Here is a 25,839-nt window from a genome sequence, read left to right on the forward strand (position 1 = left end):
AGCCATATATTTAATGCTAGGATAAACTTCGGTTTTAGAACCATATGCTCATATAACAACGATAAGCACCATCGGAAAGCCTTAAACTATTAATATCAAAATTGGAGGTAATTGTGTAGTTAATCATTAGTATTTACCTCCTCTTTGAATATTTTTTAGCGGACTAAATCTTTGGTATTTCTTCCTAAAATCTTCGTCCATTAAATCTAAATATGCTTTTTCTGTTACAGTTACAGAGCTATGTCCTAAAATCCTAGAAAGAGTATGTTTCTTAAATAATTATTTAATGTAGCATCTGATACTTGTTCTCCTATATCATTTCTTTTATCAATATTAGCTTTAATCATACTATCTGTGCTTGCAACAAAACTATATTTACCTCTATTTCTTGTAAATATAATATATTCTTGAACGATTTCTTTATTAATATCTATAATGTCCTTTTCTTCTTCAAGATATCTCATAAATAAAACTAATGTTTGATTGTATGATTTTATAGTCTTATTAGATAAATTTTTATAACTGCAATATTCTAAAAAATCTTCAATTAAATCAATTATTTTCTTTTATCTTTTTATAACTTTTGGCAAAATAAAAACACCTCCTGTAATATTAGCACTTAAGCTAATGTACAAAAGGCATTCTTATACAATTTAATTTTAAATCTATTGATATAAAGCAATAAAATCCATAGCGATTTTTGCAAGGTTTATCGATATAGAATATCCAACAAACCCATCAACCAAGCGTTTCTAACAAACTCTATTTTTTAGTCTTAATTTATCAGCTACCATTGCAATAAACTCAGAATTTGTTGGTTTTCCCTTTCCATTATTTATAGTATACCCAAATATATTGTTTATAGTTTCAACTTGACCTCTTGACCAAGCTACTTCTATAGCATGTCTTATAGCTCTTTCTACTCTACTTGCTGTAGTATTATATTTTTTAGCTATTGAAGGATATAATTCCTTTGTCACTGCGGATAAAAGTTCCATATCATTAACTACCATAGTTATAGCTTCTCTCAAATACATATATCCTTTTATGTGAGCTGGTACACCTATTTCATGTATAATATCTGTTATTTCTTGTTCTAAATCTGCAGGTTCATTTTTGGATAAGGATATTTTTTCTTGTGAACATGTTTCTGGCATTACTACTGGTCTTCTAACTTCTTCGCTACTTATGGTATTGTTAAACATTTGTCTTATTCTCTTTGTAAAAACATCCATATCAAAAGGTTTAACTACATAATAATCTGCACCTAAATTTATAGCCCTTTGAGTAATCTTATCCTGCCCTACGGCAGACAAAACAATTACTCTTGGCATAGGAGTAATATCTATACTATTTAATTTTTCTAAAACTCCTAATCCATCTAAATGAGGCATTATTATATCTAGTATTATTAAATCTGGCTTTTTTTCTTCCACTAATTTAAGAGCCTCTACTCCATCATTAGCTATACCTGTAACCATTATGTCTCTTTGATTTAGCAAATAATCACTTAATATGTTACAAAATTCCTTATTATCATCCGCGATGATAACATTGATCTTTGTTTCTTCCATATAAACTACTCTCCTTTTTGATAAAATTACCATATCTTAACAAATTATTTATTCGACAAAAGAAATTCAATTCCTCCTTATTTGAGAAAAAATATATAAAAAATAATAAAGTGTAAGATACTCTAATTTCTTACACTTTATATGGTAACACATATATTTTATTTTGTCATAGGATTTCGTCCTTTTATATGTTAATTATTGTAAATTTACTCTTTCTTACTATTAAATTTATGGTTTTTATATAAATTTTCAATTATTTTCCTTCTGCTATTTTATATTCTTATAATTTACAGTAATATTCTTTTAAATTTTTCTAAATCATTTATAATACTTACACTACTAATTTATTATATATAATGTAGCTTATATTAAATATTATTAATTATATTAGTCTTTTAATTCTATATAGAGTTAAATACATTTATTGATTATTATCTAATATGCCTGCATCCTTTAGCATCCATTCTATATATATGCCATATCCTACATCTGGCTTATTAATTAAAACATGAGTAACAGCGCCAACTATTTTATCATTTTGTATTATAGGACTTCCACTCATGCCTTGAACAATGCCTCCAGTCTTTTTAATAAGATTTTCATCTGTAACTTTTATAATCATACTTTTAGGTCCCGGTTTATCCTGAGATAAAAGTTTCTGTATTTCTATATTGTATAAACTAGGCTCTTCACCCTCCAATGTAGTTAATATTTGAGCTGGTCCTTCTTTTATTTCATTTCTTAAAGCTACTTTCATAGGTTTTTCATATTTTTTATTACTTAATTTCGCATTTGCTGTTCCAAATATACCACATTCCGTATTATTTTCTATATTGCCTAAAACTAAATCTTCATCTAAAAATATTCCTTTTAGTTCCCCAGGGTTGCCTTTTATACCTTTTTTTATAGATACTATAGAGGATGGTACTATTTCTCCTGAATCTATAGTAAGTATAGTACCTGTGTCTACATCAGTGATAGGATGGCCTAATGCTGCAAATTTTTTGGTTTTATCATGATAAAAAGTCAGTGTTCCTACACCGGCTGTAGAATCTCTTACCCATAATCCTATTTTATAATTATTATCCTTCTTGCCTTTTTCAGGCTTTACATTTTTTGCTATTTTTTCACCTTTTCTATAAGCCACTATTTTTAAGTCTTTACCTTCACAATTTCTAATTTCCTTTTCTACATCCTCGGAGTTAGTTATTTCTTTCCCATTTATACTTATTATACTATCTCCTATTTGTATACCAGATACAGCTGCAGGGCTTTGTACTTTTCCTTCTTCTGTTTCTATATCTGAAAGGGCTATTACCAAAACTCCCTTTGTATTTAACTTTACTCCAACAGGTTTTCCACCAGGATACAACATAATATCTTTAGAAACGGGTTTTAATGAAACAGATTTTACAGGAACCATTCCTAAAATTTTAACATTCATTTTTTTATTCTTTGATTTTATATCAGAAACTGTGCAATCTGCACTTATATCCTCTGTTAACTTAATAAAACTATCGTTTTTTACTCTTTCTCCCTCTCTTACAAAAATTGTAGTAGGTATGTGATGAATCTTATAATAAGTAAATAAACTTATTAACAGGATAGGAATTAAAAAAAAGCTTAAAAATTTTTTCTTATTTCTGTCCATAACTTTTACCTCCTGTCTTAAAATCTTATTTATTCTTAAATTTCCCCTTTCAAATATAATTATGCTGTAGTATATTTTCTTTAAAATCCAATTCTTTGTACTATATGCTGCAAATAATATTTTTGACATATCTTTTATTCTTAACAAAAAATAAAAAAATATTTACATATAAATATATAAAAGTTTTTTATTGTACATAAAAAAAGCTCTAAATAGATTGTGTTATTAATACAATTTATTTAGAACTTTTCTGAATTTTAAATTTTAACGAAATAATATAATTTAAAATGAACAAAATAACTATAGGATATTTTAGTAATATTTTTCTGTTATAAATTTAATTATTATATTATGAATACATATTAATTTTTATCCTGTTTATACAATTATCAATTATTCTAAGCAAACTTCACTTTTACCTAAGAATCACTTGATAGTTTTTCTATCAACTGTGTCCAATTTAAAAATAATGTTTCTCCATGACAACGCCATTTCATTATAGGTTTTTTATTTAAATTATCTTCTTCAAAATAGTTTTTAGGAATATCTATAGGCTTATTTTTCTCTCTATCTCTAATATATTCTTCATATAATGTATCTCTATCATATTCACAGTGTCCTGATATAAATATTTTTTTAAAATTATTACTTTGTATTAAATATAATCCAGCTTCTTCTGATTCTGAAATTATCTCTATTTCTTTACATTTTTTTATATCTTCTTTTTTTGTATAAGTATATCTAGAATGAGGTACATAAAATTCATCATCAAAACCTTTAGTAATTAAAGAATCTTTTTTGATTATTTTGTGAGAAAAAACCCCAAAAAGCTTTTTATTTAATAAATACTTATTTATACCATAATAATAGTATAAAGCTGCTTGTGCTGCCCAACATATGAATATAGTAGATTTTACTTTTTTATTACAATAATCCATTATATTTTTAAGTTCTTCCCAATAATCTACTTTTTCAAAATCCATAAGTTCTACTGGGGCACCAGTTATAATCATTCCATGAAAATTTTGATTTTTTATTTCATTAAAAGTCTTATAAAATTTATCTAAATGCTCATTATTTGTATTTTTACTTTTATAACTTTCAGTTTTTAAAAAAGTAATCTCTAAATCTACAGAGCTTTTACCTAAAAGTCTTAATAATTGAATCTCTGTATCTATTTTTTTAGGCATTAAATTTAATATTATAAGTTTTAATTTATTTGTATTTTTGCTATAATTTAATTTATCCATTATATTTATATTTTCAGATTTCAATATTTTATAAGCTGGAAGGTTTTTATCTATAATTAAAGCCATATTTTATTTCCTTTGCTAATTAGCCCTTAGCTATGGAATAAAATTATAGTGGTCTTTAATTTTTTAATATTAGGTATACTATCCAGCTTATTTTTTAGATCCTTTTCTTTTTCATTGTAAACTATAGCAAAAATCTCTTTCTTTGAAAAACAATTTTTTGAATATACATATACTTTTTTAAATGACTTATTTATATCACATATAACTTCAGTTCTATATTCAGTAGAGATTCTTATAAACCAATCTTTCTCTTTTGGAAATTCTCTAAAAATTACAGCCTTTTCATCATTAAATAATAAACCTTTCTCTTTTTTATTATTTATTATATTTATAATATCTGAATAAATTGCACTGGCTGTTGGTAATTTACCTGCACCTTTTCCATAGAAAGCTATTTCCCCTATACTGTCTCCCTCTATTATTATAGAATTAAACTCATTTTCTACTCTTGATAAAATACTATTTTTAGATATAATAGCTGGTTTAACAGCTGTATATATACCCTCTTTGAATTTTTCACTTATTCCAATTAGTTTAATAACTCCTCCTAATTTATTTGCCATATCAATATCATATTCATCAATATTATCTATTCCTTCTACATTAAAACTTTCCCAATTGAATTTTTTATTATAGGCTAAATTTGATAATATAGCTAATTTTCTTGCACTATCATATCCTTTTATATCAGCTGTAGGATCAAATTCTGCAAATCCTAATTCTTGTGCAGTAATTAATGCATTTTTAAAAGTACTTCCCTCCTTATGCATTTTAGTTAAAATAAAATTTGTAGTACCATTTAATACAGCCTTAATACTTTTCACATTGTTTCCTACTAAGCACTCTTTCATGGGTCTAAGTATAGGAATTCCTCCACCTACACTAGCCTCAAAATAAAGTTTAACATTGTTTTCTTTTGCAATTTTTAAAAGTTCATCACCATGTTTTGATATTAAATCTTTATTAGCAGTAACTACATGTTTTTTACTTTTTAAAAAAGTTTTTATATAACCATAAGCAGGCTCTATACCACCTATAGCTTCTACAACAATATTTACATTTTCTTTTATAACTTCCTTTATATCCTCTGTAATTATTGAAAATAATCTGCTATTTTTGTGCTTATTTTTATCTTTAACTAATATTTTAGTTATACTTATATTCTCTTCTCCACTCTCTTTTTTATTTTTCTCTATTAGTTCTACTAATCCAGAACCCACTACTCCATTACCTAAAATAGCAATTGAAACCATATTTATACCTCCTTTATCTAAAAGTTTTAGCTAGATTACTTATATTTTACTCAATGCTTCTGCAAAATCTTTTATTATATCTTCAATATACTCTATACCTACAGATACTCTTATTAAATCTTCTTTTACTCCAGATGCAATTTGCTCTTCATAGGATAATTGTCTATGGGTTGTGCTAGAGGGATGGAGTACACTAGTCCTTGCATCTCCTATGTGTATTACTAAGCTTGCTAATTTTAAATTTTTAATAAATTCCTTAGCCTGATCTGTTGCTCCTTTTATACCGAAAGTTAACATACCACTGGCTCCATTGTTTAAATATCTTTTAGCACTTTCATAACTTTTATCATCCTTTAATAAAGGGTATTTTACCCAAGCTACCTTATTATGCTCCTGTAAAAATTGTGCTAACTTTAAAGCATTTTCACTATGTCTCTCCATTCTAAGATGTAATGTTTCTAATCCTAAATTAAATAAGAAAGCATTAAATGGACTTAAACAAGTTCCTAAATCTCTTAAAAGATTTACTCTTAGTTTAGTTATATAAGCTAGATTTTTAAACTCTTTGGTATAACTTATACCATGATAGGTAGGATCTTTATCTACTAATAAAGAAAATTTTCCATTTTCCCAATTAAAATTTCCTCCATCTATAACAACTCCTCCTACACTAGTTGCATGGCCGTCTATATATTTAGTAGCAGAATGAATTACTATATTAGCTCCATATTCAAAGGGTTTACATAAATAAGGAGTCATTAAAGTATTATCCACTATAAAAGGAACTTCTATTTTTTTAGCCACATTTGAAAATTTATGAAAATCTAAAATATTTACTGAGGGATTACCAATAGTTTCTCCTAATACTATTTTGGTATTATCTTTAGCAAGTTTTAAGATTTCCTCTTCTGATGCTTCCGGTGAAACAAAAGTAGTTTCTATTCCTAATTTCTTTAAAGTAGATGAAAGAAGAGTGAATGTACCTCCATATAAATTTGAGGAGGCTAGTATATGATCTCCTGCACTACAAATGTTTAAAACAGCTAATGTGGTAGCACTTTGGCCAGAAGAAACTGCTACAGCTCCTACCCCACCTTCTAACTGTGCTATTTTTTCTTCAAAAGCAGCCACTGTTGGATTACTTATTCTTGTATACATATGTCCTTCCTCTTTAAGATCAAATAAGTTAGCTACTGTATCTGGATCCTCATATTTGTAAGTGGTGCTTTGAATAATAGGAAGAATTCTTGGCTCTCCTGACTTTGGAGTGTAACCTCCTTGAATACATATGGTTTCTGTGTTCCAATTTTTAATACTCATTTCTTGTCCCCCTTATAATTTAAAATATTTTTAATCTAAAATTAAATTTTTGTATTAAAAAAAGCCATTTCATGAGAAATGACTTTATTAACAGTTACAGATATTAAAATATGGTAACTTTAATCCCTCATCTCTCAGTGAATTCACTGCAGGAATTAGCACATTTCTAGGTTTAACTAGCTGTTGCCGGGCTTCATAGGGCCTGATCCCTCCGCCACTCTTGATAAGAGCTCACTATTTAATTTTAAATATCTTTAGAACTTATTATAACCTTATCTATTATTTTGTCAATACCATTTTAGGAATTTTTTAATATTTCTTCTTTTTTATTGTCCGCTATTTTTATTATTTCCTTTGCATTTTGGAGAGTTATATCTGTAAGATTTGATCCCCCTATCATTCTTCCTATTTCTATTTCTTTATCTTCTTTACTTAGTTTTGTAACTTTTGTATAGGTTTTATCCTCTAATACTTCTTTATGTATATAATAATGATTATCAGACATACAAGCTATTTGTGGTAAATGGGTTATACAAAATACTTGACGACCATGAGATATAGAATACATCTTTTCTCCTACACTTTGTGCTACCACTCCACTTATACCTGTATCTATTTCATCAAATATAACTGAAGGTATTTTATCCTTATCTACAAATACAGTTTTTAAAGCTAACATTATTCGTGAAAGTTCTCCCCCAGATACTACTTTATCTAAAGGTTTTAAAGGCTCTCCTGGATTAGTAGATACATAAAATTCTACCTTGTCACAGCCACCTTTAAAAAAACTAGATACTAAATCTACATTAATTTTAAATCTAGTTTTAGAAAGTCCTACATAGCTCAATTCTTTTTTCACCCTTACTTCTAATTCTTCTGCGTATTTAACTCTTATATTATGGATTTCCATGGCTATTTCTTTTAAATTGTCTAATACTTTTTTTCTGTCCTTGTTTAATTTTTCTATTATTTCTTCTGAATTTACCATATCTTCATATTGCTTTTCTATTTTATTTTTATATTCTATAATCTCTTTTATGGTTGTACCATACTTTTTCTTAAGAGTAGATATTTGAAAAAGCCTACTATTTATACGGTCTAATTCATTTTCATCATAATATATATTATCTTTTATATCTCCTATATTTCTTATGGACTCCTCTATTATATAATAAGCCTCTTTTAAGCTTTGACATATGGTGGTCACTTTATCTATGTTATTAATAGATTCCATCTCTCTTATAACGTATCCTAAACTATCAAAGGCTGAAGACTCCTCTTCTAATCCCCCATATAGTATTCCATAGCTATTATTTAGTACTTTGCTAATTTTTTCCGCGTTTGAAAGTTCTAAAAATTTATTATCTAATTCTTCCTCTTCTCCCTCTTTTAAATTAGTCTCTCCTATTTCTTTAATTTGATATTTTAAAAAGTCCATTAACTTTTCTCTTTCACTTTCATCTCCACCGGATAACTCTTTTATTTTATTTTCTATATTTAAAAGAGTTAAATACTCACCCTTATATTTTTCCATAATGAAACATAATTCTTTTTCACTAAAATAATCTAGATAGTTTATATGATTTTCAGAGCTTAAAAGATTTTGATTTTCATGCTGTCCGTGAATATCTAATAAGGTGCTTGTTATTTCTTTTAAATTAGCTAATAAAACACTTTTCCCATTTACTTTAGCTATACTTTTACCATATTGAAAAGTTTCTCTGGCTATTATTAATATATCCTCAGAATCTATTCCTTGTTCTTTTAATATTCTCTCTGTACTTTCATTCTCAATAGAAAAGACTGCTTCTACATAGGTTTTATTTTCTCCAGTCCTTATTAAGTCTCTATTAAATTTGCCGCCTAAAACATAGCTTATAGCATCTATAAGAATAGATTTACCAGCTCCAGTTTCACCGGTCAATACATTAAATCCTTTATCAAAGGATATAGATAGTTCTTCTATAAGTGCAAAATTCTTTATATTAAGTTGAAGGAGCATTTTAAATCCCCCTTATGCAGTAATAATCTTTCTTAATTTCATAGTTATCTCTTGAGCTTTCTCATTGGTTCTTGCCATAACAAATATAGTATTATCTCCAGCTATAGTGCCTGCTACTCCATCGAAACCTAGTGTATCTATAGCCTCCGCTGCTGCTGGAGCAGAGCCTGATATGGTTTTTATTATTATAAGCTTATCAATATTCTCTACATTAATTACTGTTTGCGCAAAGATATTTACAAGTTTATCTGACATATAGCTTTCTGTATGGTTTATGGTAGCATATTTATACTTACCTGTATTCCCCAAAACTTTTATTAGCTTAAGCTCTTTTATATCTCTTGAAACTGTGGCTTGTGTAACATTCATTCCCATTTTCTTTAATTCTTCTGCTAGTTCCTCTTGAGTATCTATATCCTTAGAATTTATTATTTCTAAAATTTTGGCATGTCTTGAAACTTTCATATTATTCACCTTCACATTCTCTAGATCTATAAGATATTTTAGTTCTTAATATTTTAAAATAATCCTTGTCTTTAAATTTTATAAGTCTACATTTATATTTAGATTTACTTATAGTAACCTCATTTACTGTTACTTTTTTATATCTTTGACCATCAATAGTAAGTACAGGATCCTCATATTTCTTTAAAACCTTTATATTAATTTTACTATTTCCATTTAATATTATAGGTCTAATTCCTAAAGAATGAGGACAAATTGGTGTAACTTCTAATACATCTAAATCTGGATATAGTATTGGTCCTCCTGCTGATAATGAGTAAGCTGTAGATCCTGTAGGTGTAGCTACAATGACCCCATCTGCTACAAAAGTTGTATACCATACATCATCTACATATATGCTATATTTTACTATTCGTGATAAATTTCCTTTTGTAAGTACTATATCATTTAATGCTAAAAAATCCTCTTCTTTTTCATTCAAGTCACATTTTAGCATTATTCTATCTTCTATTTTATATTGACCTTTAAATAGATTTTTTATAGCCTTTTTGCAATCTTCTAATTCTACCTCTGCTAAAAAACCTAAATGCCCTCTATTTATACCAAATATAGGAACATCATATTTAGCTAATGCTCTAGCAGTCCCTAAAATAGTACCATCGCCACCTAGTACCATAACCACATCTAATTCTATATTTTCTTCATTATCTAAACCTTTAGAATCATAAAAAACTTTTATTTTAGCTTCACTACATTCCTCATGTATATACTGAAAAATTTTGTCTAAAATGTCTCTACTTATATTCTTATCCGTATTTATATTTATACCAATATTTTTCATCATTTATCACCATTTAAATTATTATGAGCTTTATTTACTATATAATCTATATAGTCCTCTTGAAAATCACTATTTATACCTTTATTTTTTGTCATATATATAAGGTATTCTATATTCCCCTCAGGACCTTTTATTGGAGAGAAATCTAAATTTAATATATTTAAATCTAATTTTTTTGCAAATTGGACTATTTTATCCACTACTTCTTTATGAGTACTACTTTCCCTTACTACCCCTTTTTTACCTACTTTTTCTCTTCCTGCTTCAAATTGTGGTTTTATAAGAGCCATTATTTCTCCCTTTTCATCTAACAAATCCTTTACTACAGGTATTACTAAAGTTAAAGAAATAAAAGATACATCTATACTTGCAAAATTAGCCTTTTCTCCTAGATCCTCTGAAGTTACATATCTTATATTAGTTCTTTCCATACAAACTACTCTAGGATCCACTCTAAGCTTCCAAGCAAACTGTCCATATCCTACATCTATAGAAAATACTTTTTTTGCTCCATTTTGAAGCATGCAATCTGTAAACCCTCCTGTGGATGCTCCTATGTCTAAACATACTTTTTCATTTAAATCTATTCCAAAATTTTTTATGGATTTTTCTAATTTTAGTCCTCCTCGGCTTACATAGGGTAGTTTTTCTCCTCTAAACTCTATATTAGCACTTTCTTTTATTTTTTCTCCACATTTATCTACTCTATTACCATCTATAAATATTTCTCCTGCCATTATACTAGCTTTTGCTCTTTCTCTAGATTGGAAAATTCCTTTTTTTATCAAAAGCAAGTCTAATCTTTCTTTTTTGTCTGCCATAAATAACTCCTTCGTATAATATTATATAATCTTTATTATATTTTTAACAATACCCTCTGGATCTAATCCTTCCATTTTATATAATATATCTGTACTACCATGGGGAACAAATTTATCTTTAAATCCCAAATTTAAAACAGTATTATTAGCTTTTAGTTCACTTATATATTGAAGAACTAAAGAACCAAATCCACCCTTTATTACATTATCTTCTACAGTTACTATCTTATATCCTTTTTTTACAAAGTTTTTTATTAATTCTTTATCTATAGGTTTTATAAAATTTGCATTTACAATTGTAGATTTTATTCCACATGATTTTAATTTTTCTCTTGCTATTATAGCATGTTGCACCATTTTTCCCGTGGCTATTATAGCTATATTTCCTTCTTCACAAATTATTTCCCACTTACTCTTTTCCATATTTTTTATAGGTGTCATTTCTAAAGATTTTATATCTCCACCTCTAGGATACCTTATAGCTACTGGCGAATTTTGATTTAATGCCCACTTTAACATTATTCCCATTTCTTCTAAACATTTAGGGGCTATTATTGTCATATTAGGCAGAGAGGATAAGTATGACAAATCAAAAATTCCTTGATGGGTTTCTCCATCACTTCCTACTATACCTGCCCTATCTATGCCAAAAACCACTGGTAGATTTTGTATACATATATCATGTAATACCTGATCATATGCTCTTTGAAGAAATGTAGAGTAAACAGCAAAAACTGGCTTCAATCCTTCTGTTGCTATACCCGCTGCTAAAGTTACTGCATGTTGTTCTGCTATGCCCACATCAAAAAATCTTTTTGGAAAAGTTTCTCCGAATTTTCTAAGGCCAGTTCCATCTTTCATAGCTGCAGTTATAGCTACAACACATTTATCTTCTTTTCCTATTTTGGTTAATTCCTCTCCAAATACCCCTGAGTAAGTTAAACAGGCTTTAGAATTAACTTCACCACTAGTACAATCAAAAGGTCCTATACCATGAAACTTGTCTGGTTTTTTTTCTGCATAAGCATAACCTTTACCTTTTTTAGTTATAGCGTGTATTAAAACTGGTCCCTTTATATCCTTTGCCATTTTCATAACTTTACTTAGTTCTTTTATATCATGCCCATCTATAGGTCCTAAATATTTTATTCCTAAGTTTTCAAAAAACATACCTGGAACAATCATTTGTTTTATACCATTTTTTACTCTTTCCAAAGAACGGGCCATTCCTTTTCCCACGTTAGGTATTTTATTTAAAGTATTAGTAACTTCTTTTTTTAATTTGTTATAGGTAGGATCTAATCTTACTTTACTTAAGTAGCTAGACATTCCTCCTACATTCTCAGCTATGGACATTTGATTATCATTTAATATAATAATCAAATCTGTTTTATTAAAACCCAAATCATTTAATGCCTCAAAAGCCATTCCACCAGTTAGAGCTCCATCTCCTATTACAGCTATAACTTTATTATTTTCTCCTTTTATATCTCTTGCTCTTGCCATTCCAAGGGCAGCAGATATAGATGTACTACTATGCCCTGTTTCAAATACATCGTAAGGACTCTCACATCTCTTAGGGAAACCGCTTAATCCTCCATATTGTCTTAATGTATTAAATTCATCCTTTCTTCCTGTTAATATTTTATGTACGTAGGCTTGATGTCCTACATCCCAAATAACTTTATCTTTATTTAAATCGAATACATTAAAAATACTTAAAGTAAGTTCTACCACTCCTAAATTAGAGGCCAAATGACCTCCTGTTTTAGACACATTATCTATTAAAAATTCTCTTATCTCATAAGAAAATTGATTTAACTCGTTTATAGACATGGACTTTATACTATCAAAATCTTGGTATTTATCTAATATGTTTTTCATTTTCATCTATCCTCTTTTAAAAAAATATATTATCCTTGTAACCTTTTCTAATATATCATTACTATTTGTTATAGCAAATCCTTTACCTAAAGCTTTTCCTCCTATAGTTAAAGCCCCTATGGTAACACCTATACTTGTAGTTACTACAGTAGAATTTAAAGTAGAATTTAAAGATAATATTTTATTTGTTATTATTATCCCTATGGAACCACTTACAATACCACAAACGTCTCCTATAACATCATTACAAAAACTTGATACCTTTTCTGCATTTCTAATAAAAGTTACTGCGAGTTTTGCCCCTGGTACTTTATTAGCAGCTTTTGCATGAAAAGGTGTTTCATTGGATGCAGTTACTGCAACTCCTATTATATCAAATATTATACCAATTAATATAATAAAAATTAATATAATAAAAGCTACTAATAAGTTTACATTATCTAGTAGCACATCCGAAACAAGAGATATACTCCCTGAAAAAATAACAGACCATGTAACAATGGTTAATACCCATTTCACATTGACCTTGGAGTCACTCTTCTTATTATCTTTTTTATTATCTTTTTTATTTCCCAATTATAATTCCTCCATGAAAACTAAGTATTAAAAATCACTTTATAAATTATACATTTCAATATGTAATTTTAAAAGGTGGTAGTATATTGAGTAAACCTTGCGGCTTAGGTCCAGTAGGATTTCCCGTAAAACAATCAAAATGTCGCCATTTTGACGGTTTCCCTTTAATGCTTTACCTACCCTGTCACCAGAAATAGGACTGGATTGCCACTTAGTCCGCACTGTAATCCCCAATATACTTCGTATAGAACAGTCTAGGAGATTTCCTCGGCAGTTGGGTATATCTCTAGCCTCTTTTGCAATAGAGGTTTCAGCAAGCAATAGCCTAAAGGTTTGGCCTAACCTTTAGATTTAAACTTAACCTCTCCCCCCACCACTCAAGGCAGGCTACACTGCACATAGCTTCTCGCCACATTGCAGGTTTAATCCATTGTCGTCCATAGGGAATCTCTCCCTATACACAATCAATGGCCTCCACGAAGGTAGGGTCAGTTGTCACATGCCTTTGTGATTGCCCCAGCCTTCTTTCTCCCAGCACCAGCCCACAACTGGGCGTCGTAAGCCAGCACCAGAAGCTTCATCGATGTGCCCTTTAGCGGATTTTTAGCCCCGCCTTCAAAATATACTTACCTGACTAGAATACTGCACCACCTTTATTTATATATACTTTCAAAATAAAAGATTGAATTTCTAATCTAAAAATATTCATTTCGTGTATAAAACATTTTATATTATATCACAGAAAAATATTTATTGCATAGGATTATTTTTTTATTTAAATTAATTTAAAGCTTTATTAATATTAATAGTTTCTATTTAATAAAAACATAGTAATTTCTTTTAAGTTATCTGTGTTTTTCTTTATTTTATTCAATATATCAAAACATTTATTTGTCATTTCAGTGCAAAGTTCATTACATTTATCTATACCATAAACTTTAACAAAAGTAGTTTTATGATTATCTTCATCACTCTTTGTCTTTTTTCCTAAAGTAGTAGTATCACCTTCTACATCTAATATATCGTCTTTTATTTGAAATGCCAATCCTAAATTATCTCCATATTCCCCTAAAAGTTCTATATCCGTAGATGTAGCAGATCCTAAAATAGCTCCAGCCAATATAGATGCTTTTATTAAAGCACCAGTCTTTTTTTTGTGCATATAATATAATTCATCGAGAGATATAGATTTGTCTTCACTTAATATATCTACTACCTGGCCCCCAATCATTCCATCTACTCCTGCGGCTTTAGCTATGGTATAACATGCTTTTAATGCATTTTCTCCATTTTTTAATGAATACTCAAACATTATATTCATAGCTTCATTTAAAAGTGCATCTCCTGCAAGTATAGCTATAGCTTCTCCAAAAATTTTATGATTGGTAGGTTTTCCTCTTCTTAAGTCATCATTATCCATAGCTGGCAGGTCATCATGTATTAAAGAATAGGTATGTATCATTTCTATGGCAGCAGCTATTGGCATAGCCTTTTTATAATCCTCTTTATACAAAGCATAAGTATTTAAAAGCAATACTGGTCTTATTCTTTTTCCACCAGCCTCTAAACTATAAGCCATAGCTTCATATATTTTTTTGTCATAATTACCTTTATTGTCTAAATATTCTTTTAACCATAACTCTATTTCTTCCCCTATTTTTTTTATCTTATCCATAAAGTTCACCAATCCTTAATATTAATTTTAGCTATAAAGCAAATCTTAATTCAGGTTAAATTATTACTCTATCTTAACTTTGTTTTAATTAATTCAAAGACTTTAAAATTATAAAGTTCTTGGTATAAATATAATATATGTTTATAAACTTTCAAAGTTTTCCTCTTTGTTATCTTCTAAAATCTTTATTTTGCCCTCTGTATCCTTTAGTACTTTATATAACTTATTACACAATTTTATTCCTTCTTCATAACTTTTCATGGAATCTTCTAAAGTTATTTCTCCGTTATCCATATTGTCTACTATAGTTTCTAATTTCTCAATCATATTTTCAAAGGATTCTTTTTTTCTTCCCATATTCTCCTCCTAAATTAGTCTATATATTTAATATTTAATTTTGCCTTACCATCTTTAAAGGTTATGTTTATTTTATTTAATTCCTTTAAAGCTTCTTTTTCTGTTATTAAATTATTTCCTTCATCCTCCACTAGAGTATAGCCTTTTTTTAATACATTTAGTGGATTATGTGCTTCTAGTAAAGAAGATAGTCTGGATAGATTGTTTTTTCCCTTATTTAATTTACCTTCTATTTTCATATTTAATAATTCTTTTAAATTATCTATATTTTTATATTCATTTACTATTATATTAGTAGGACTGTTAGATTCTATTCTCTGTTTGTATAAATTTAAATAATTTCTTTTTTCTTTTATTATATTTTCCATGGAATTTTTTATATTATACTTATAATTTAAAATCTCTTTTATTAAAACTTCTCTATCAAAAACAGCTATTTCTGCAGCTGCAGAGGGCGTAGGTGCTCTTCTATCACTTACAAAGTCTACAATGGTAAAATCCGTTTCATGACCTACTCCAGTTATTATAGGCTTTTTAGAATTATACACTTCATAAGCCAGTTCTTCATTATTAAAGGCCCATAATTCTTCTATAGACCCTCCTCCACGGGCTAATATTATTATATCTACATCTTCAACTTTATTTAATGTTTTTATACCTTCTATAAGAGTTTTACTAGCATCAAGCCCTTGTACTAAGGCAGGATATATTAATAGTTCTATTCCTTTGTTTCTTCTTTTAGTTACATTTATGATGTCCTTTAGAGCTGCTCCTGTAGGAGAGGTTATTACCCCTATTTTTTTAGAAAATTTAGGTATTTCTTTTTTATGTAGGTCACTAAAAAGCCCCTCTTCTTTAAGTTTTTCTTTTAATTTTTCAAAAGCTACATAAAGATCTCCTATGCCTTCTCTTTTCATCTCTTTCACATATAATTGATAGGAACCTTCCTTTTCATATACAGATACATTTCCTAGAGCTACTACATCCATACCATTTTCCAGTACAAATTTCAAGTTATATGCATAACTTTTAAACATTACACAATTTACTTTACTTCCTCCATCCTTTAAGGAGAAATAAATATGACCGCTACTATGAATTTTAAGATTTGATATTTCTCCCTTTACGGAAGCATTATTTAATATAAAGTCAGCATCTAAGGTATTTTTTACATATCTATTTAACTGAGAAACAGTAAGAGTTTTAATATGCATAAACATCTTCCTTTTTATTAATATTAAAAGTGAAAAGCTAAGCTCTTCACTTTTTAAGTATCTATTAATTTTAAATCATTTTACCTAAAACACCATTTATAAAAGTTGCAGCTTTTTCTCCTGAATATTTTTTAGCTAATTCTATAGCTTCATTTACGGATACCTTGCTTGGTATATCCTCTTCAAATTTTAATTCATATGTACATAATCTAAGTATAGATAAATCTACTTTAGATAATCTTTCTATTTTCCAATTTTTTAAATTTCCTTTTATTTTCTCATCTATTTCTTCTTTGTTTTCTTCTATTCCTTTTATTATTCTTTTAACATAATCTATATCCACATCTTTTAAATCTACAGATTCATAATCTTTTTCTTTTGCACTTTCTTCAGATTCTCTAACATCCTTTAAATTTTCTAGAGCCTCCTCTAAGTTTTCTTCATTTAATGTAGTTTGAAATAATAATCTCATGGCCACTTCTCTTGATTTTCTTCTATTCATATTTTCCTCCCTAATTTTCTATGTTTAATTTTGTAATTTTCAACTTTAAATACTACTATTATTTACATTTTTTATATTATTATGAATATTGATTCTGTACATAGAAACACCCTCTACCTGAGAGGGTGTAATTATTTATTATTCTAAATCAATATCCTCTAATTCTTTATCCATTTTAGGTATCATAACATTTTGAACATGAATATTAACTGAGGATACAGTAAGACCTGTCATAGTTTCTACTGATCTTTTAACATCTTCTTGAACTTTTTGAGCTACTTCAGGAATTTTAACACCATATTCCACAACTACATATAAATCTATAGATGCACTTTCTTCTCCTACATTTACTTTTACACCTTTAGAAATATTTTTCTTTCCTTTAAGTATTTGAGTTATTCCTCCAACTACTCCTGAACTCATCCCTACAATACCCTTTATCTCTGTAGCTGCAAGTCCTGCTATAACGCCTACTACTTCATCAGATATTTTAACTATGCCCATGTCAATTTCATTTTTAATATTTTCTTCCATTTTCCGTACCTCCTAGGTTTTGAGTTATGCAAAACGTAATCTTAGGTTTATTATATCAAAAGGTGTATGTTTTTACAATTATTATTGTTTAGTTTCAATTTCTACTTCCTGTATGTTTGATATACTCATAACCACATTTTTTATATCTCTTGTTTCTTTATCTGTTAATTTATCTTTCCCTTTTATTATTACTCTAGCTTTGTCATTTTCTATGGAGCATATAACATCATCAAATCCTTTACTTTTTAATACAGACTCTATCTTTGATTCATAATTTGAATCCATAGCTAATTTTGTATATTTAGCTGTGGCTTCATCTTTATCTTCCTTTGGAACATTTTTATCATCTATTAAAGATTTTAATGTTTGTAGTGTCTGAGCTGCCTTTTGATCTCTAGTAAGTTTTGTTTCTGCAAAAAAGTCTGATTTACTATTTTCTTTACTTTCTGTTTTATTTGAGTTTTTAGAAGTATTGTTAAAGGAAACAGTACTTCCTTCCTCAGCTCCATTTACATAAAGTGGACTGTTTAATTTTGTTGCAAGCACTCCTGTGCAAATTATGAGTGCTAATAAGGTTACAATTATAACTCCTTGTTTTTTATTCATGGTTTCATTCCCCCCAAATTATAATTCTACAAAATTATATGCATAAGATTTAATTAATATACTATTTTTTCATAGGATATACATTTACTTTATTTTCTGCTAGTGAAAACAAATCCACTACCGCCTTTGATATTCTTAATTTAGTTATATTATCCTCTGCCCCCTCTGCCACTATACAAACTCCTGTAATCTTAGGTTTATATTCTTTTACAATAAGAGGTTGTGTTTTATCCCCATTATTGGTTATAACAACGGAACTTCCTTCATTTTCCTGGGTAGTATTTCTCGTACCTCCCTCCGTATCTTTCTCTACACTCTTATTAGTTGAATTATTTATATTTACAGCTGGTACCTTTTCTTCTCCACTTTCAAAGGTTATCATCACTTCTACTTTTCCTACACCATCTATTTTCTCTAAAGTAGTTTTTAATTTACTTTGAGTTTCTCTTTCATAGTCCTCATTCTCCGTTTCTATTTTTTCTTCCTGAGTTTGTTTATTTTTAGGATCTTCATTTTTACTCATAACACTGTCCTTTTTAAAAGTACTACCTGCAATTAAAAATAATACTCCAACTAATACTACTATTAGTATGTTTATATTCTTCTTATTATTCTTGGGATTAGTTTCTAACTTTTTAAGCCAATTTTTTATATTCATAAAACTTCCTCCTAAATCATAATGAATTGATTTTTAGTAGACTATTATTTTAAGCTAAGTTTATTTTTAAATATATAATATACTTTTTAAAAATACATATTTGTATTTTATTTTGAATTCAATATAATCAAATCACCATTATAATTTATATACCTTTATTACTCCAGATGACACCTTAAATTCATTACTTATAAACTGTTTTATTTTACCTTCTCCTTCAAAGGTCTTTTTATCCTCTTTTCCATTTTCATTGTTGCCTATATTTATTTTGTTTACTTTTTTTATCTTTTCTATTTTATTACCCTTTACTCCCACATCCATAGATTTTATTTGTAAATTATCCTTTTCTTCATCATAGGCAATTTCTACATTTACCTCATATTTATTTTCTGGGAACTTTTCTTCTAACTTTTTTTTAGTTTGATTTTGAAGATTAGCTTTAAAGTTATTTAAAGTTTCCTCTCTATTCTTTTTTTTGTATTTATCAAAATCATTTTTATACTCTGCATTATTAAATGAAGCTGTAGCCTTATCTGCATACTGCGATATATTATAATCTTTATTAAATATTTTTATTATTGGATTTAATATTACAGTTATTAATATCAATCCAAGAACAAATTTTCCATACTTTTTTATATTATTTTTGGGTAAAAGCATCTCTATTGCAGTTATAAAAAATACTGCTACAGCTATATTAGTTATCCACTCTTTTAACCACTGGAGCAAAATATAATCACCCCTTTATAAAGTTATATTTTAAATTATGTGCCCATAAAAACCTTTCCTGCAGAAGCCATTATGGCTATCATTATAAAAAACATTACAGATACACATATCAAACAAGATAATATAAGTATTAATGAGTCTCCTGCGGCTCCTATAGAGTTTACAAGTCTACTATCACTTATAGGCTCTATTAAAGCCGCTGCCATCTTATACATAAAAGCCATTATTAAAAGCTTTATAACGGGCACTAAAAGCATGGCCACTATTACAATAAGTCCTAAACTACTTATAGAATTTTTTAAGAGTAATGAATAGCCAGCTACAGTAGAAATGGCATCAGATAAACATTTACCTACCACCGGAACAAAATTATCCACAGCATATTTTGCTGTTTTAACGGTGACCTGATCCATAGCTTTAGAAGTTATACCTCTTATAGTAACTACCCCCACAAATACAGTCATTACAATTCCTTGAGTCCAAAGAGCTACTTGATTTAATAATTTTGTTAATTTATTTATCTTATAGTCCTCTGACAAATTATCTACAAACTGCAAAACAAAGGTCATACATATTAATGGAATTATAAATCTTGAAAATATATTAGCACTTATATTTATAGTTCCTATTATTATAGGATCTAACATAGCAGCTTCTGCAATACCCCCTATAGAAGCTATAAGCATTATTAAAATTGGTATTAAGGCCATCATAAAATCTGTCATCTTATTTATAGTATCTCTAGCTATATTAACCCCTAAATAAAAACTTCTAGCTAATATTATTATTATTAATGCATAACAGGCAAAGTAAGCTATATCCGATAAAGTTTCATTACTAAAGGCCTTTTGTAAATTATTCAGCAAAGCACATATTATAGCCACCATAATTAGAAGAGCAATTAATTTTAAGGATGCCGCTATTTCTTTAAATACATATGTAGTTATAGCTTTTGCTGCTTTGTTTACAGAAATGTGGCTTTCTCCCTTTTCCATAAAATTTTTTACATAATCTTTTGCATTTATATCCTTTAAAATCTCATATTGATTTTTCATATTAGATATATAATCATATAGTTTTTCTATTTCCTGATTTTCTTCCTTTATTTCATTATGCTGGCTAGGTGCGGCTTGTACATTGAAACATAATATAATCGTAAATAAAGATGTTAATAAAATAGTCATTAATCTTTTTTTCATTTTCTCACCTACATAATCTTTAAAATAGATTGAAGTACTGCCATAAGTATAGGTATGGCAAGTCCAAGTATTAGTATCTTACCAGCAAATTCTACTTTTGATGCTAAGCTATTTTCTCCTGCATCTTTGCATATCTCACTACAAAAAGTAGCCAAATAAGCTATTCCTAATATTTTAAAAACTGTGCTTAAATATATAAAATCTATATTAGTTTTTGAAGCTAATTGTTGCATAAATTGAAGTATGGCTGTTATTTTAGATGTTAAAAATAAAAATATTATGACTCCTGCTGCAATACTTATTTGGACTGCTAAATCATCTCTTCTTCCTTTAAATATTAGTATTAAAAATAGTGAAATAAATGCAAAGGCTACTATTTTAATGATTTCCATTTTTCCCTCCTAAGCCTTAGCATATTTTAAATTTGGAACATGGTTTTTACCGCATTAAATAATTTATTTATCAAATTTATTACCATCATAAGTATTACAACTATACCTGCTAAATTAGTTACCACTGCATAATCATCTTTACCACTGGATTTTAATATTTTATCCAAAATTATAACCAATATGCTTACTCCCGCTATCTTAAAAATCAACTGTATGTCCAGCATGTTATACCCCCTTTTTAACCTATATATTTTCATATAGTATTTTAATATTTTTTATATAAATATAATCACCAATACAGCCCCTATAGAAAAGCCCAAATATTTATACATTTTCATATTTTTTATCATGGTTTCCTCTGCTCTATCACTTTGTTTCTTCAAATTATAAAGAGTTAACTCTATTATGTTTTCATGTCCCTTTGGATCCCACTGGCCCAAATTTTTAGATAAATCTAATATTATATCTATATCTTCCTCTTTTAGTGCCATATTATCTTTTTCCTCTAAAAAACCTTTATTAAAAGCTTCATAAATACTATTCACTTTATTTTCATAGAGCATATTGGAAATTTTTTTAAACAAAGTACTTATAGGTTTTTTACTTTTTAAGGATATATTCATTAATATATCTGGTATGGAAGTATAGGTATAGGTTATTTCATTTTTTAGTTCACTTATACATCGCTCCAATTCTAAAAGTTCATCTCTTCTATATTTAAATTTATTAGCAGTAGTTATCCCCCAATATAAACTTCCAACAAAAATTAATAAACTTCCTAAAATTTTAAACATAGTTTTGTACACTCCTATTTTTTTAAGAAAAGTTTTTATTAAATTATCCTACAGTAAAGCTTGGTCTTCTTATTAAAATCATATACATATTCTAAAGTACCTACAGATTTTTTAGAGCTTAGAACTATAGCTCTTTTAAAAACTTTATTTTCTACTATTTCTTTAAAAACAGGCCTATTATAAATATCCTCCACTCCAAAGCCATGTATAGTTGTTATTAAACTTACTCCTGAATTTAAAGCAATAAGTATACTTTCTACATCCTTATAGGTTCCTATTTCATCACAGATTATTACTTCTGGTGCCATACTTCTTATAGCCATTACTATACCTTCGCTTTTAGGACAATTATCTAAAACGTCCGTTCTCAAACCCACATCTAACTGAGGAACACCATTATAGCTCCCAGCTATTTCACTTCTTTCATCTATAACAGATACTTTTTGACCTTTTAAATTTAAAGCATCCACTCCGTCAGATATTTTTTTAGATATATCCCGTATTATGGTAGTTTTACCGCATTTAGGCGGCGAAATTATTATAGTATTTAAGACCTGTCCATTTTCTACTATATAGGGCATAACTAGTTTTGAGGCATTATATATTTCTCTACAAATTCTTATGTTTAAAGAACTTATATCTCTTATAGTTTTAACTTTGCCTCCATCTATTACACATCTACCACATATACCAACCCTATGACCACCTTTTATAGTTAGGTATCCCTGTTTTATTTCTTCTTCAAAACTATAAATAGAGTAATTACTCATTCTTTGAACTATAGATTTTATATCCTCTCTTTTCACCTCATAAGATGCAAGCTTTTCTCTATTGCCTATTTGGAAACATATAGGTTTTCCTATTTTAAATCTTATTTCTTGAAGTTTATCTACTTCATCTAGATCACATATTAATCTACTTATATGACTTGGAAGTATATTTAGAATTTCTTTTGTATACAAATTTATCATCTCCTTTCTTTATAAAATATCTATTTCAAACTTAACGAAATTATTCCAAAAACTTTATTAAAATAATTATTAAATGTTTCTTTGTTTTATTCTTTTTCAGGTTATTAATGGTAGTACTAGGTTATACCGTATAATTTTTTGTATAAAAAAAACACCTTATAAGATTTTAATCTTATAAGGTGTTTAACTAATCGTTTTTATTTTTTAATTCTTCACATTCATAGTCACAACTACATATATTGTTTAAGGATATTTCTTTGTGGCAATTTGGACAACAAATATTTGCTTTACCTCCAAATACATCTTTATCAATATAGATGGTTTCATCACACATAGGACATTCTATTCCCATAAAGTCTTCTAGAAAATCCTCATCTTCATCTTCATCATAAAAATCTTCCTGAAGGGAAAGTAAATCTTGATCTATAGTATCTACATATTCCTGTATTATACTTTGAGATTCTTTCATATCTTCAACTTCATAAGCTATGTCCTGTAATATATCCGACATAACAGAAATTATTTTTCCTTCTTTACTATCCTCTTTAACCTCTAGCCCTTCTATAAGACCTTTTAAATAGGATACCTTTGAAGTAATAGATTTCACAAAATCACATCCTTACAAATTATACTATCTATAGTATAGACTAAACTCTTTCCATATATTCACCAGTTCTTGTATCTACTCTGATAGTTTCTCCTTCATTTACGAATAATGGAACTTGAATTGTGGCTCCAGTTTCTAATGTAGCTGGTTTCATTACGTTACTAGTAGTATTTCCTTTTGCACCTGGTTCTGTATGAGATATAGTTAATTCAACAAAGTTTGGTGCTTCTACTGAGAAAGCTTCTCCTTTAAAGAATTTTATTGTAGCAAACATATTTTCTTTTAAGAATTTTATAGCTTCTTCAACTTTATCATAATTTAATGGGATTTGTTCAAAAGTTTCTTGATCCATGAAGTAATATAATTCTCCATCAGTATATAAATATTGCATTTCTTTTCTTTCAATAACTGCTTCTTGAAGTTTTGCAGTTGGATTAAAAGTTGTTTCTGTTACAGCTCCAGTTATGGCATTCTTTAACTTAGTTCTTACGAAAGCCGCTCCTTTACCTGGTTTTACATGTAGGAATTCTACAACTACGTATACTTGTCCATCTTGTTCAAAAGTAGTTCCTTTTCTTAAATCTCCTGCTGATATCATTTATGTATCCCTCCAAAACTAAATATTCCTTTTTATATTATAACCTTTGTAAGGCCTTATATACCAATTTTTTTAATATAATACAATGCTATTTTTTCCTTACTAAATTATTTAAAATAAATTCTATAGCCATTATATATCCATAATAACCAAAGCCACTAATAACACCTAAAGAAGCTTCCGCAGTAACAGATTTTTTTCTATATTCTTCTCTTCTATATATATTGCTTAAGTGAACTTCTACTACAGGGATATTTATACTTCTTATAGCATCTAATATAGCTATACTATAATGAGAATAGGCTGCAGGATTTATAACTATAGCATTATATTTTTCTTCTGATGCAATTATTTTATTTATAATTGTTCCTTCTTCATTACTTTGAAAAAAATCTATTTTTAAATCTTCATTTTTAAAATGTGATTTTATTTCTTTGTTTATATTTTCCAAGGTAATATTGCCATATACATCCGGCTCTCTTTTACCTAATAAATTTAAATTAGGTCCATTAATGATCAATATATTATTCACCTTTAAAGCCTTCTCCTTTTTAATGATACTATATGCTGTCCTATATAATACTCAAACAATGATATTTTATCAAAACTTCACTTTATTTGCAAATAATATTATGGGTATTTGCAAATATTTTTTCATAAAATACATATATTGTTATTTTTTTCTTTTATATACCCTTACACTTTTTATAGGCTCTTACAATTGCAATTAAGCTTTCCTCTTTGCTAGTATTACATATTATAGTATGAGCTTTTTCATAAATATCTATTCTTTCTTTGTACATTCCCTCTAAAAATTTTGTATCATTGTTTTTTAAAAGAGGCCTTGTGTTATTTTCTTTTTTTACCATTCTTTTGATTAACTCTTCTAATGGCACCTTAAGGTATACTGTAAAGCCAATATTCTTTAATTTATATATGTTCCCATTATATATGGGAAGCCCCCCACCTGTAGATATAACCTTATTCTTTTCTTTTTTTAGCTTGTTTATAATTTCTAATTCCTTTTCTCTAAAATAATCTTCCCCATATATTTTAAATATTTCTTTTATATTTTTACCTTCTATTTCTTCTATAAGTACATCCGTATCTATAAAATCATATTTTAAAATCTTACTAAGTTCTCTACCTAAGGTGCTTTTCCCACTTAAAGGCATACCTATTAAAATAATATTCTGCAAACCCACCACCATCTTTACTAAAAAATTATATTTTCAATTAAAATATTTATGTAACAATAATTTATTATTATTATAAAATATTAAAATTCATTAAATCCAAA

At 27.9% G+C, this 25,839-nt stretch carries 29 protein-coding genes and 1 riboswitch; all 29 genes read right to left on the minus strand.

The annotated features are described in order from the left end of the window. Window positions 1-245: 245 nt before the first annotated feature. The 29 genes from ACYUDJ_RS01960 to ACYUDJ_RS02100 all read right to left on the minus strand — a co-directional run bounded on the left by ACYUDJ_RS01960 (window position 246) and on the right by ACYUDJ_RS02100 (window position 25,738). Window positions 246-560, minus strand: a complete 315-nt coding sequence (locus ACYUDJ_RS01960; RefSeq protein WP_321161473.1) for a site-specific integrase — start codon at window positions 558-560, stop codon at window positions 246-248. 192 nt (window positions 561-752) lie between these two features. Beyond that, entirely contained in the window at window positions 753-1,574 is an 822-nt protein-coding gene (spo0A, locus tag ACYUDJ_RS01965) for a sporulation transcription factor Spo0A (protein ID WP_003358896.1), read from the minus strand. Between the two features lie 421 nt (window positions 1,575-1,995). Then, a complete protein-coding gene (gene spoIVB, locus ACYUDJ_RS01970) occupies window positions 1,996-3,225 on the minus strand; it encodes a SpoIVB peptidase (RefSeq protein ID WP_030035150.1) in 1,230 nt (409 codons plus the stop codon). A 419-nt stretch (window positions 3,226-3,644) separates the two neighbouring features. Continuing rightward, on the minus strand, window positions 3,645-4,541 hold the full coding sequence (locus tag ACYUDJ_RS01975; protein ID WP_043031929.1) for a homoserine O-succinyltransferase: 897 nt from the start codon (window positions 4,539-4,541) through the stop codon (window positions 3,645-3,647). Window positions 4,542-4,567: 26 nt separating this feature from the next. Continuing rightward, window positions 4,568-5,794: a homoserine dehydrogenase gene (locus tag ACYUDJ_RS01980; RefSeq protein WP_043031930.1), complete on the minus strand. Its 1,227-nt coding sequence runs from the start codon at window positions 5,792-5,794 to the stop codon at window positions 4,568-4,570. A gap of 39 nt (window positions 5,795-5,833) precedes the next feature. Continuing rightward, a complete protein-coding gene (locus tag ACYUDJ_RS01985) occupies window positions 5,834-7,114 on the minus strand; it encodes an O-acetylhomoserine aminocarboxypropyltransferase/cysteine synthase family protein (protein WP_043031931.1) in 1,281 nt (426 codons plus the stop codon). 124 nt (window positions 7,115-7,238) lie between these two features. Beyond that, window positions 7,239-7,344, minus strand: a riboswitch (SAM riboswitch). 68 nt (window positions 7,345-7,412) lie between these two features. Next, window positions 7,413-9,116: a DNA repair protein RecN gene (gene recN, locus ACYUDJ_RS01990; RefSeq protein WP_003485872.1), complete on the minus strand. Its 1,704-nt coding sequence runs from the start codon at window positions 9,114-9,116 to the stop codon at window positions 7,413-7,415. 12 nt (window positions 9,117-9,128) lie between these two features. Further along, window positions 9,129-9,581, minus strand: a complete 453-nt coding sequence (locus tag ACYUDJ_RS01995; protein WP_042384979.1) for an arginine repressor — start codon at window positions 9,579-9,581, stop codon at window positions 9,129-9,131. A 1-nt stretch (window position 9,582) separates the two neighbouring features. Further along, complete coding sequence (locus tag ACYUDJ_RS02000) at window positions 9,583-10,422, minus strand: NAD(+)/NADH kinase (RefSeq protein ID WP_042384975.1); 840 nt, start codon at window positions 10,420-10,422, stop codon at window positions 9,583-9,585. Continuing rightward, on the minus strand, window positions 10,422-11,243 hold the full coding sequence (locus tag ACYUDJ_RS02005) for a TlyA family RNA methyltransferase (protein WP_003485867.1): 822 nt from the start codon (window positions 11,241-11,243) through the stop codon (window positions 10,422-10,424). Before ACYUDJ_RS02005 ends, ACYUDJ_RS02000 begins: the two co-directional genes overlap by 1 nt. Before the next feature lie 21 nt (window positions 11,244-11,264). Continuing rightward, window positions 11,265-13,127 carry a 1-deoxy-D-xylulose-5-phosphate synthase gene (dxs, locus tag ACYUDJ_RS02010; RefSeq protein ID WP_043032407.1) on the minus strand — a complete coding sequence of 621 codons (1,863 nt, stop codon included), beginning with the start codon at window positions 13,125-13,127 and terminating at the stop codon, window positions 11,265-11,267. A gap of 6 nt (window positions 13,128-13,133) precedes the next feature. Then, complete coding sequence (locus tag ACYUDJ_RS02015; RefSeq protein ID WP_003485865.1) at window positions 13,134-13,703, minus strand: hypothetical protein; 570 nt, start codon at window positions 13,701-13,703, stop codon at window positions 13,134-13,136. Between the two features lie 802 nt (window positions 13,704-14,505). Beyond that, window positions 14,506-15,378 (minus strand): polyprenyl synthetase family protein, encoded by an 873-nt coding sequence (locus ACYUDJ_RS02020; protein ID WP_003485863.1) that lies wholly within the window; start codon window positions 15,376-15,378, stop codon window positions 14,506-14,508. A 141-nt stretch (window positions 15,379-15,519) separates the two neighbouring features. Next, window positions 15,520-15,735, minus strand: coding sequence for an exodeoxyribonuclease VII small subunit (locus ACYUDJ_RS02025; protein ID WP_043031932.1), 216 nt, complete (start codon window positions 15,733-15,735; stop codon window positions 15,520-15,522). Window positions 15,736-15,749: 14 nt separating this feature from the next. Next, entirely contained in the window at window positions 15,750-16,949 is a 1,200-nt protein-coding gene (xseA, locus tag ACYUDJ_RS02030) for an exodeoxyribonuclease VII large subunit (RefSeq protein ID WP_043031933.1), read from the minus strand. A 70-nt stretch (window positions 16,950-17,019) separates the two neighbouring features. Then, window positions 17,020-17,451 (minus strand): transcription antitermination factor NusB, encoded by a 432-nt coding sequence (nusB, locus tag ACYUDJ_RS02035; protein WP_043031934.1) that lies wholly within the window; start codon window positions 17,449-17,451, stop codon window positions 17,020-17,022. A gap of 138 nt (window positions 17,452-17,589) precedes the next feature. Beyond that, window positions 17,590-17,985: an Asp23/Gls24 family envelope stress response protein gene (locus ACYUDJ_RS02040; RefSeq protein ID WP_003358935.1), complete on the minus strand. Its 396-nt coding sequence runs from the start codon at window positions 17,983-17,985 to the stop codon at window positions 17,590-17,592. A gap of 81 nt (window positions 17,986-18,066) precedes the next feature. Continuing rightward, entirely contained in the window at window positions 18,067-18,591 is a 525-nt protein-coding gene (locus tag ACYUDJ_RS02045) for a SpoIIIAH-like family protein (protein ID WP_043031935.1), read from the minus strand. Between the two features lie 61 nt (window positions 18,592-18,652). Continuing rightward, window positions 18,653-19,249, minus strand: a complete 597-nt coding sequence (spoIIIAG, locus tag ACYUDJ_RS02050; protein ID WP_043031936.1) for a stage III sporulation protein AG — start codon at window positions 19,247-19,249, stop codon at window positions 18,653-18,655. Window positions 19,250-19,387: 138 nt separating this feature from the next. After that, window positions 19,388-19,978 (minus strand): stage III sporulation protein AF, encoded by a 591-nt coding sequence (gene spoIIIAF / locus ACYUDJ_RS02055; RefSeq protein WP_030035167.1) that lies wholly within the window; start codon window positions 19,976-19,978, stop codon window positions 19,388-19,390. Between the two features lie 35 nt (window positions 19,979-20,013). After that, complete coding sequence (gene spoIIIAE, locus ACYUDJ_RS02060; RefSeq protein ID WP_003485849.1) at window positions 20,014-21,177, minus strand: stage III sporulation protein AE; 1,164 nt, start codon at window positions 21,175-21,177, stop codon at window positions 20,014-20,016. Between the two features lie 8 nt (window positions 21,178-21,185). Beyond that, window positions 21,186-21,569, minus strand: coding sequence for a stage III sporulation protein AD (spoIIIAD, locus tag ACYUDJ_RS02065; RefSeq protein WP_003359080.1), 384 nt, complete (start codon window positions 21,567-21,569; stop codon window positions 21,186-21,188). Between the two features lie 26 nt (window positions 21,570-21,595). Continuing rightward, window positions 21,596-21,793 carry a stage III sporulation protein AC gene (spoIIIAC, locus tag ACYUDJ_RS02070; protein WP_003358967.1) on the minus strand — a complete coding sequence of 66 codons (198 nt, stop codon included), beginning with the start codon at window positions 21,791-21,793 and terminating at the stop codon, window positions 21,596-21,598. Window positions 21,794-21,844: 51 nt separating this feature from the next. Further along, window positions 21,845-22,363 carry a stage III sporulation protein SpoIIIAB gene (gene spoIIIAB, locus ACYUDJ_RS02075; RefSeq protein ID WP_003496361.1) on the minus strand — a complete coding sequence of 173 codons (519 nt, stop codon included), beginning with the start codon at window positions 22,361-22,363 and terminating at the stop codon, window positions 21,845-21,847. A 38-nt stretch (window positions 22,364-22,401) separates the two neighbouring features. Then, window positions 22,402-23,325 carry a stage III sporulation protein AA gene (gene spoIIIAA, locus ACYUDJ_RS02080; RefSeq protein ID WP_080333523.1) on the minus strand — a complete coding sequence of 308 codons (924 nt, stop codon included), beginning with the start codon at window positions 23,323-23,325 and terminating at the stop codon, window positions 22,402-22,404. A 196-nt stretch (window positions 23,326-23,521) separates the two neighbouring features. After that, on the minus strand, window positions 23,522-23,941 hold the full coding sequence (locus ACYUDJ_RS02085) for a CD1247 N-terminal domain-containing protein (RefSeq protein ID WP_003485842.1): 420 nt from the start codon (window positions 23,939-23,941) through the stop codon (window positions 23,522-23,524). Window positions 23,942-23,981: 40 nt separating this feature from the next. Continuing rightward, complete coding sequence (gene efp, locus ACYUDJ_RS02090; protein ID WP_003485841.1) at window positions 23,982-24,539, minus strand: elongation factor P; 558 nt, start codon at window positions 24,537-24,539, stop codon at window positions 23,982-23,984. Window positions 24,540-24,627: 88 nt separating this feature from the next. Then, a complete protein-coding gene (gene aroQ / locus ACYUDJ_RS02095) occupies window positions 24,628-25,071 on the minus strand; it encodes a type II 3-dehydroquinate dehydratase (protein WP_003485839.1) in 444 nt (147 codons plus the stop codon). A 154-nt stretch (window positions 25,072-25,225) separates the two neighbouring features. Continuing rightward, window positions 25,226-25,738, minus strand: coding sequence for a shikimate kinase (locus tag ACYUDJ_RS02100; RefSeq protein WP_043031938.1), 513 nt, complete (start codon window positions 25,736-25,738; stop codon window positions 25,226-25,228). Window positions 25,739-25,839 lie beyond the last annotated feature (101 nt).

The sequence above is a fragment of the Clostridium sp. CTA-6 genome, from assembly GCF_054768115.1.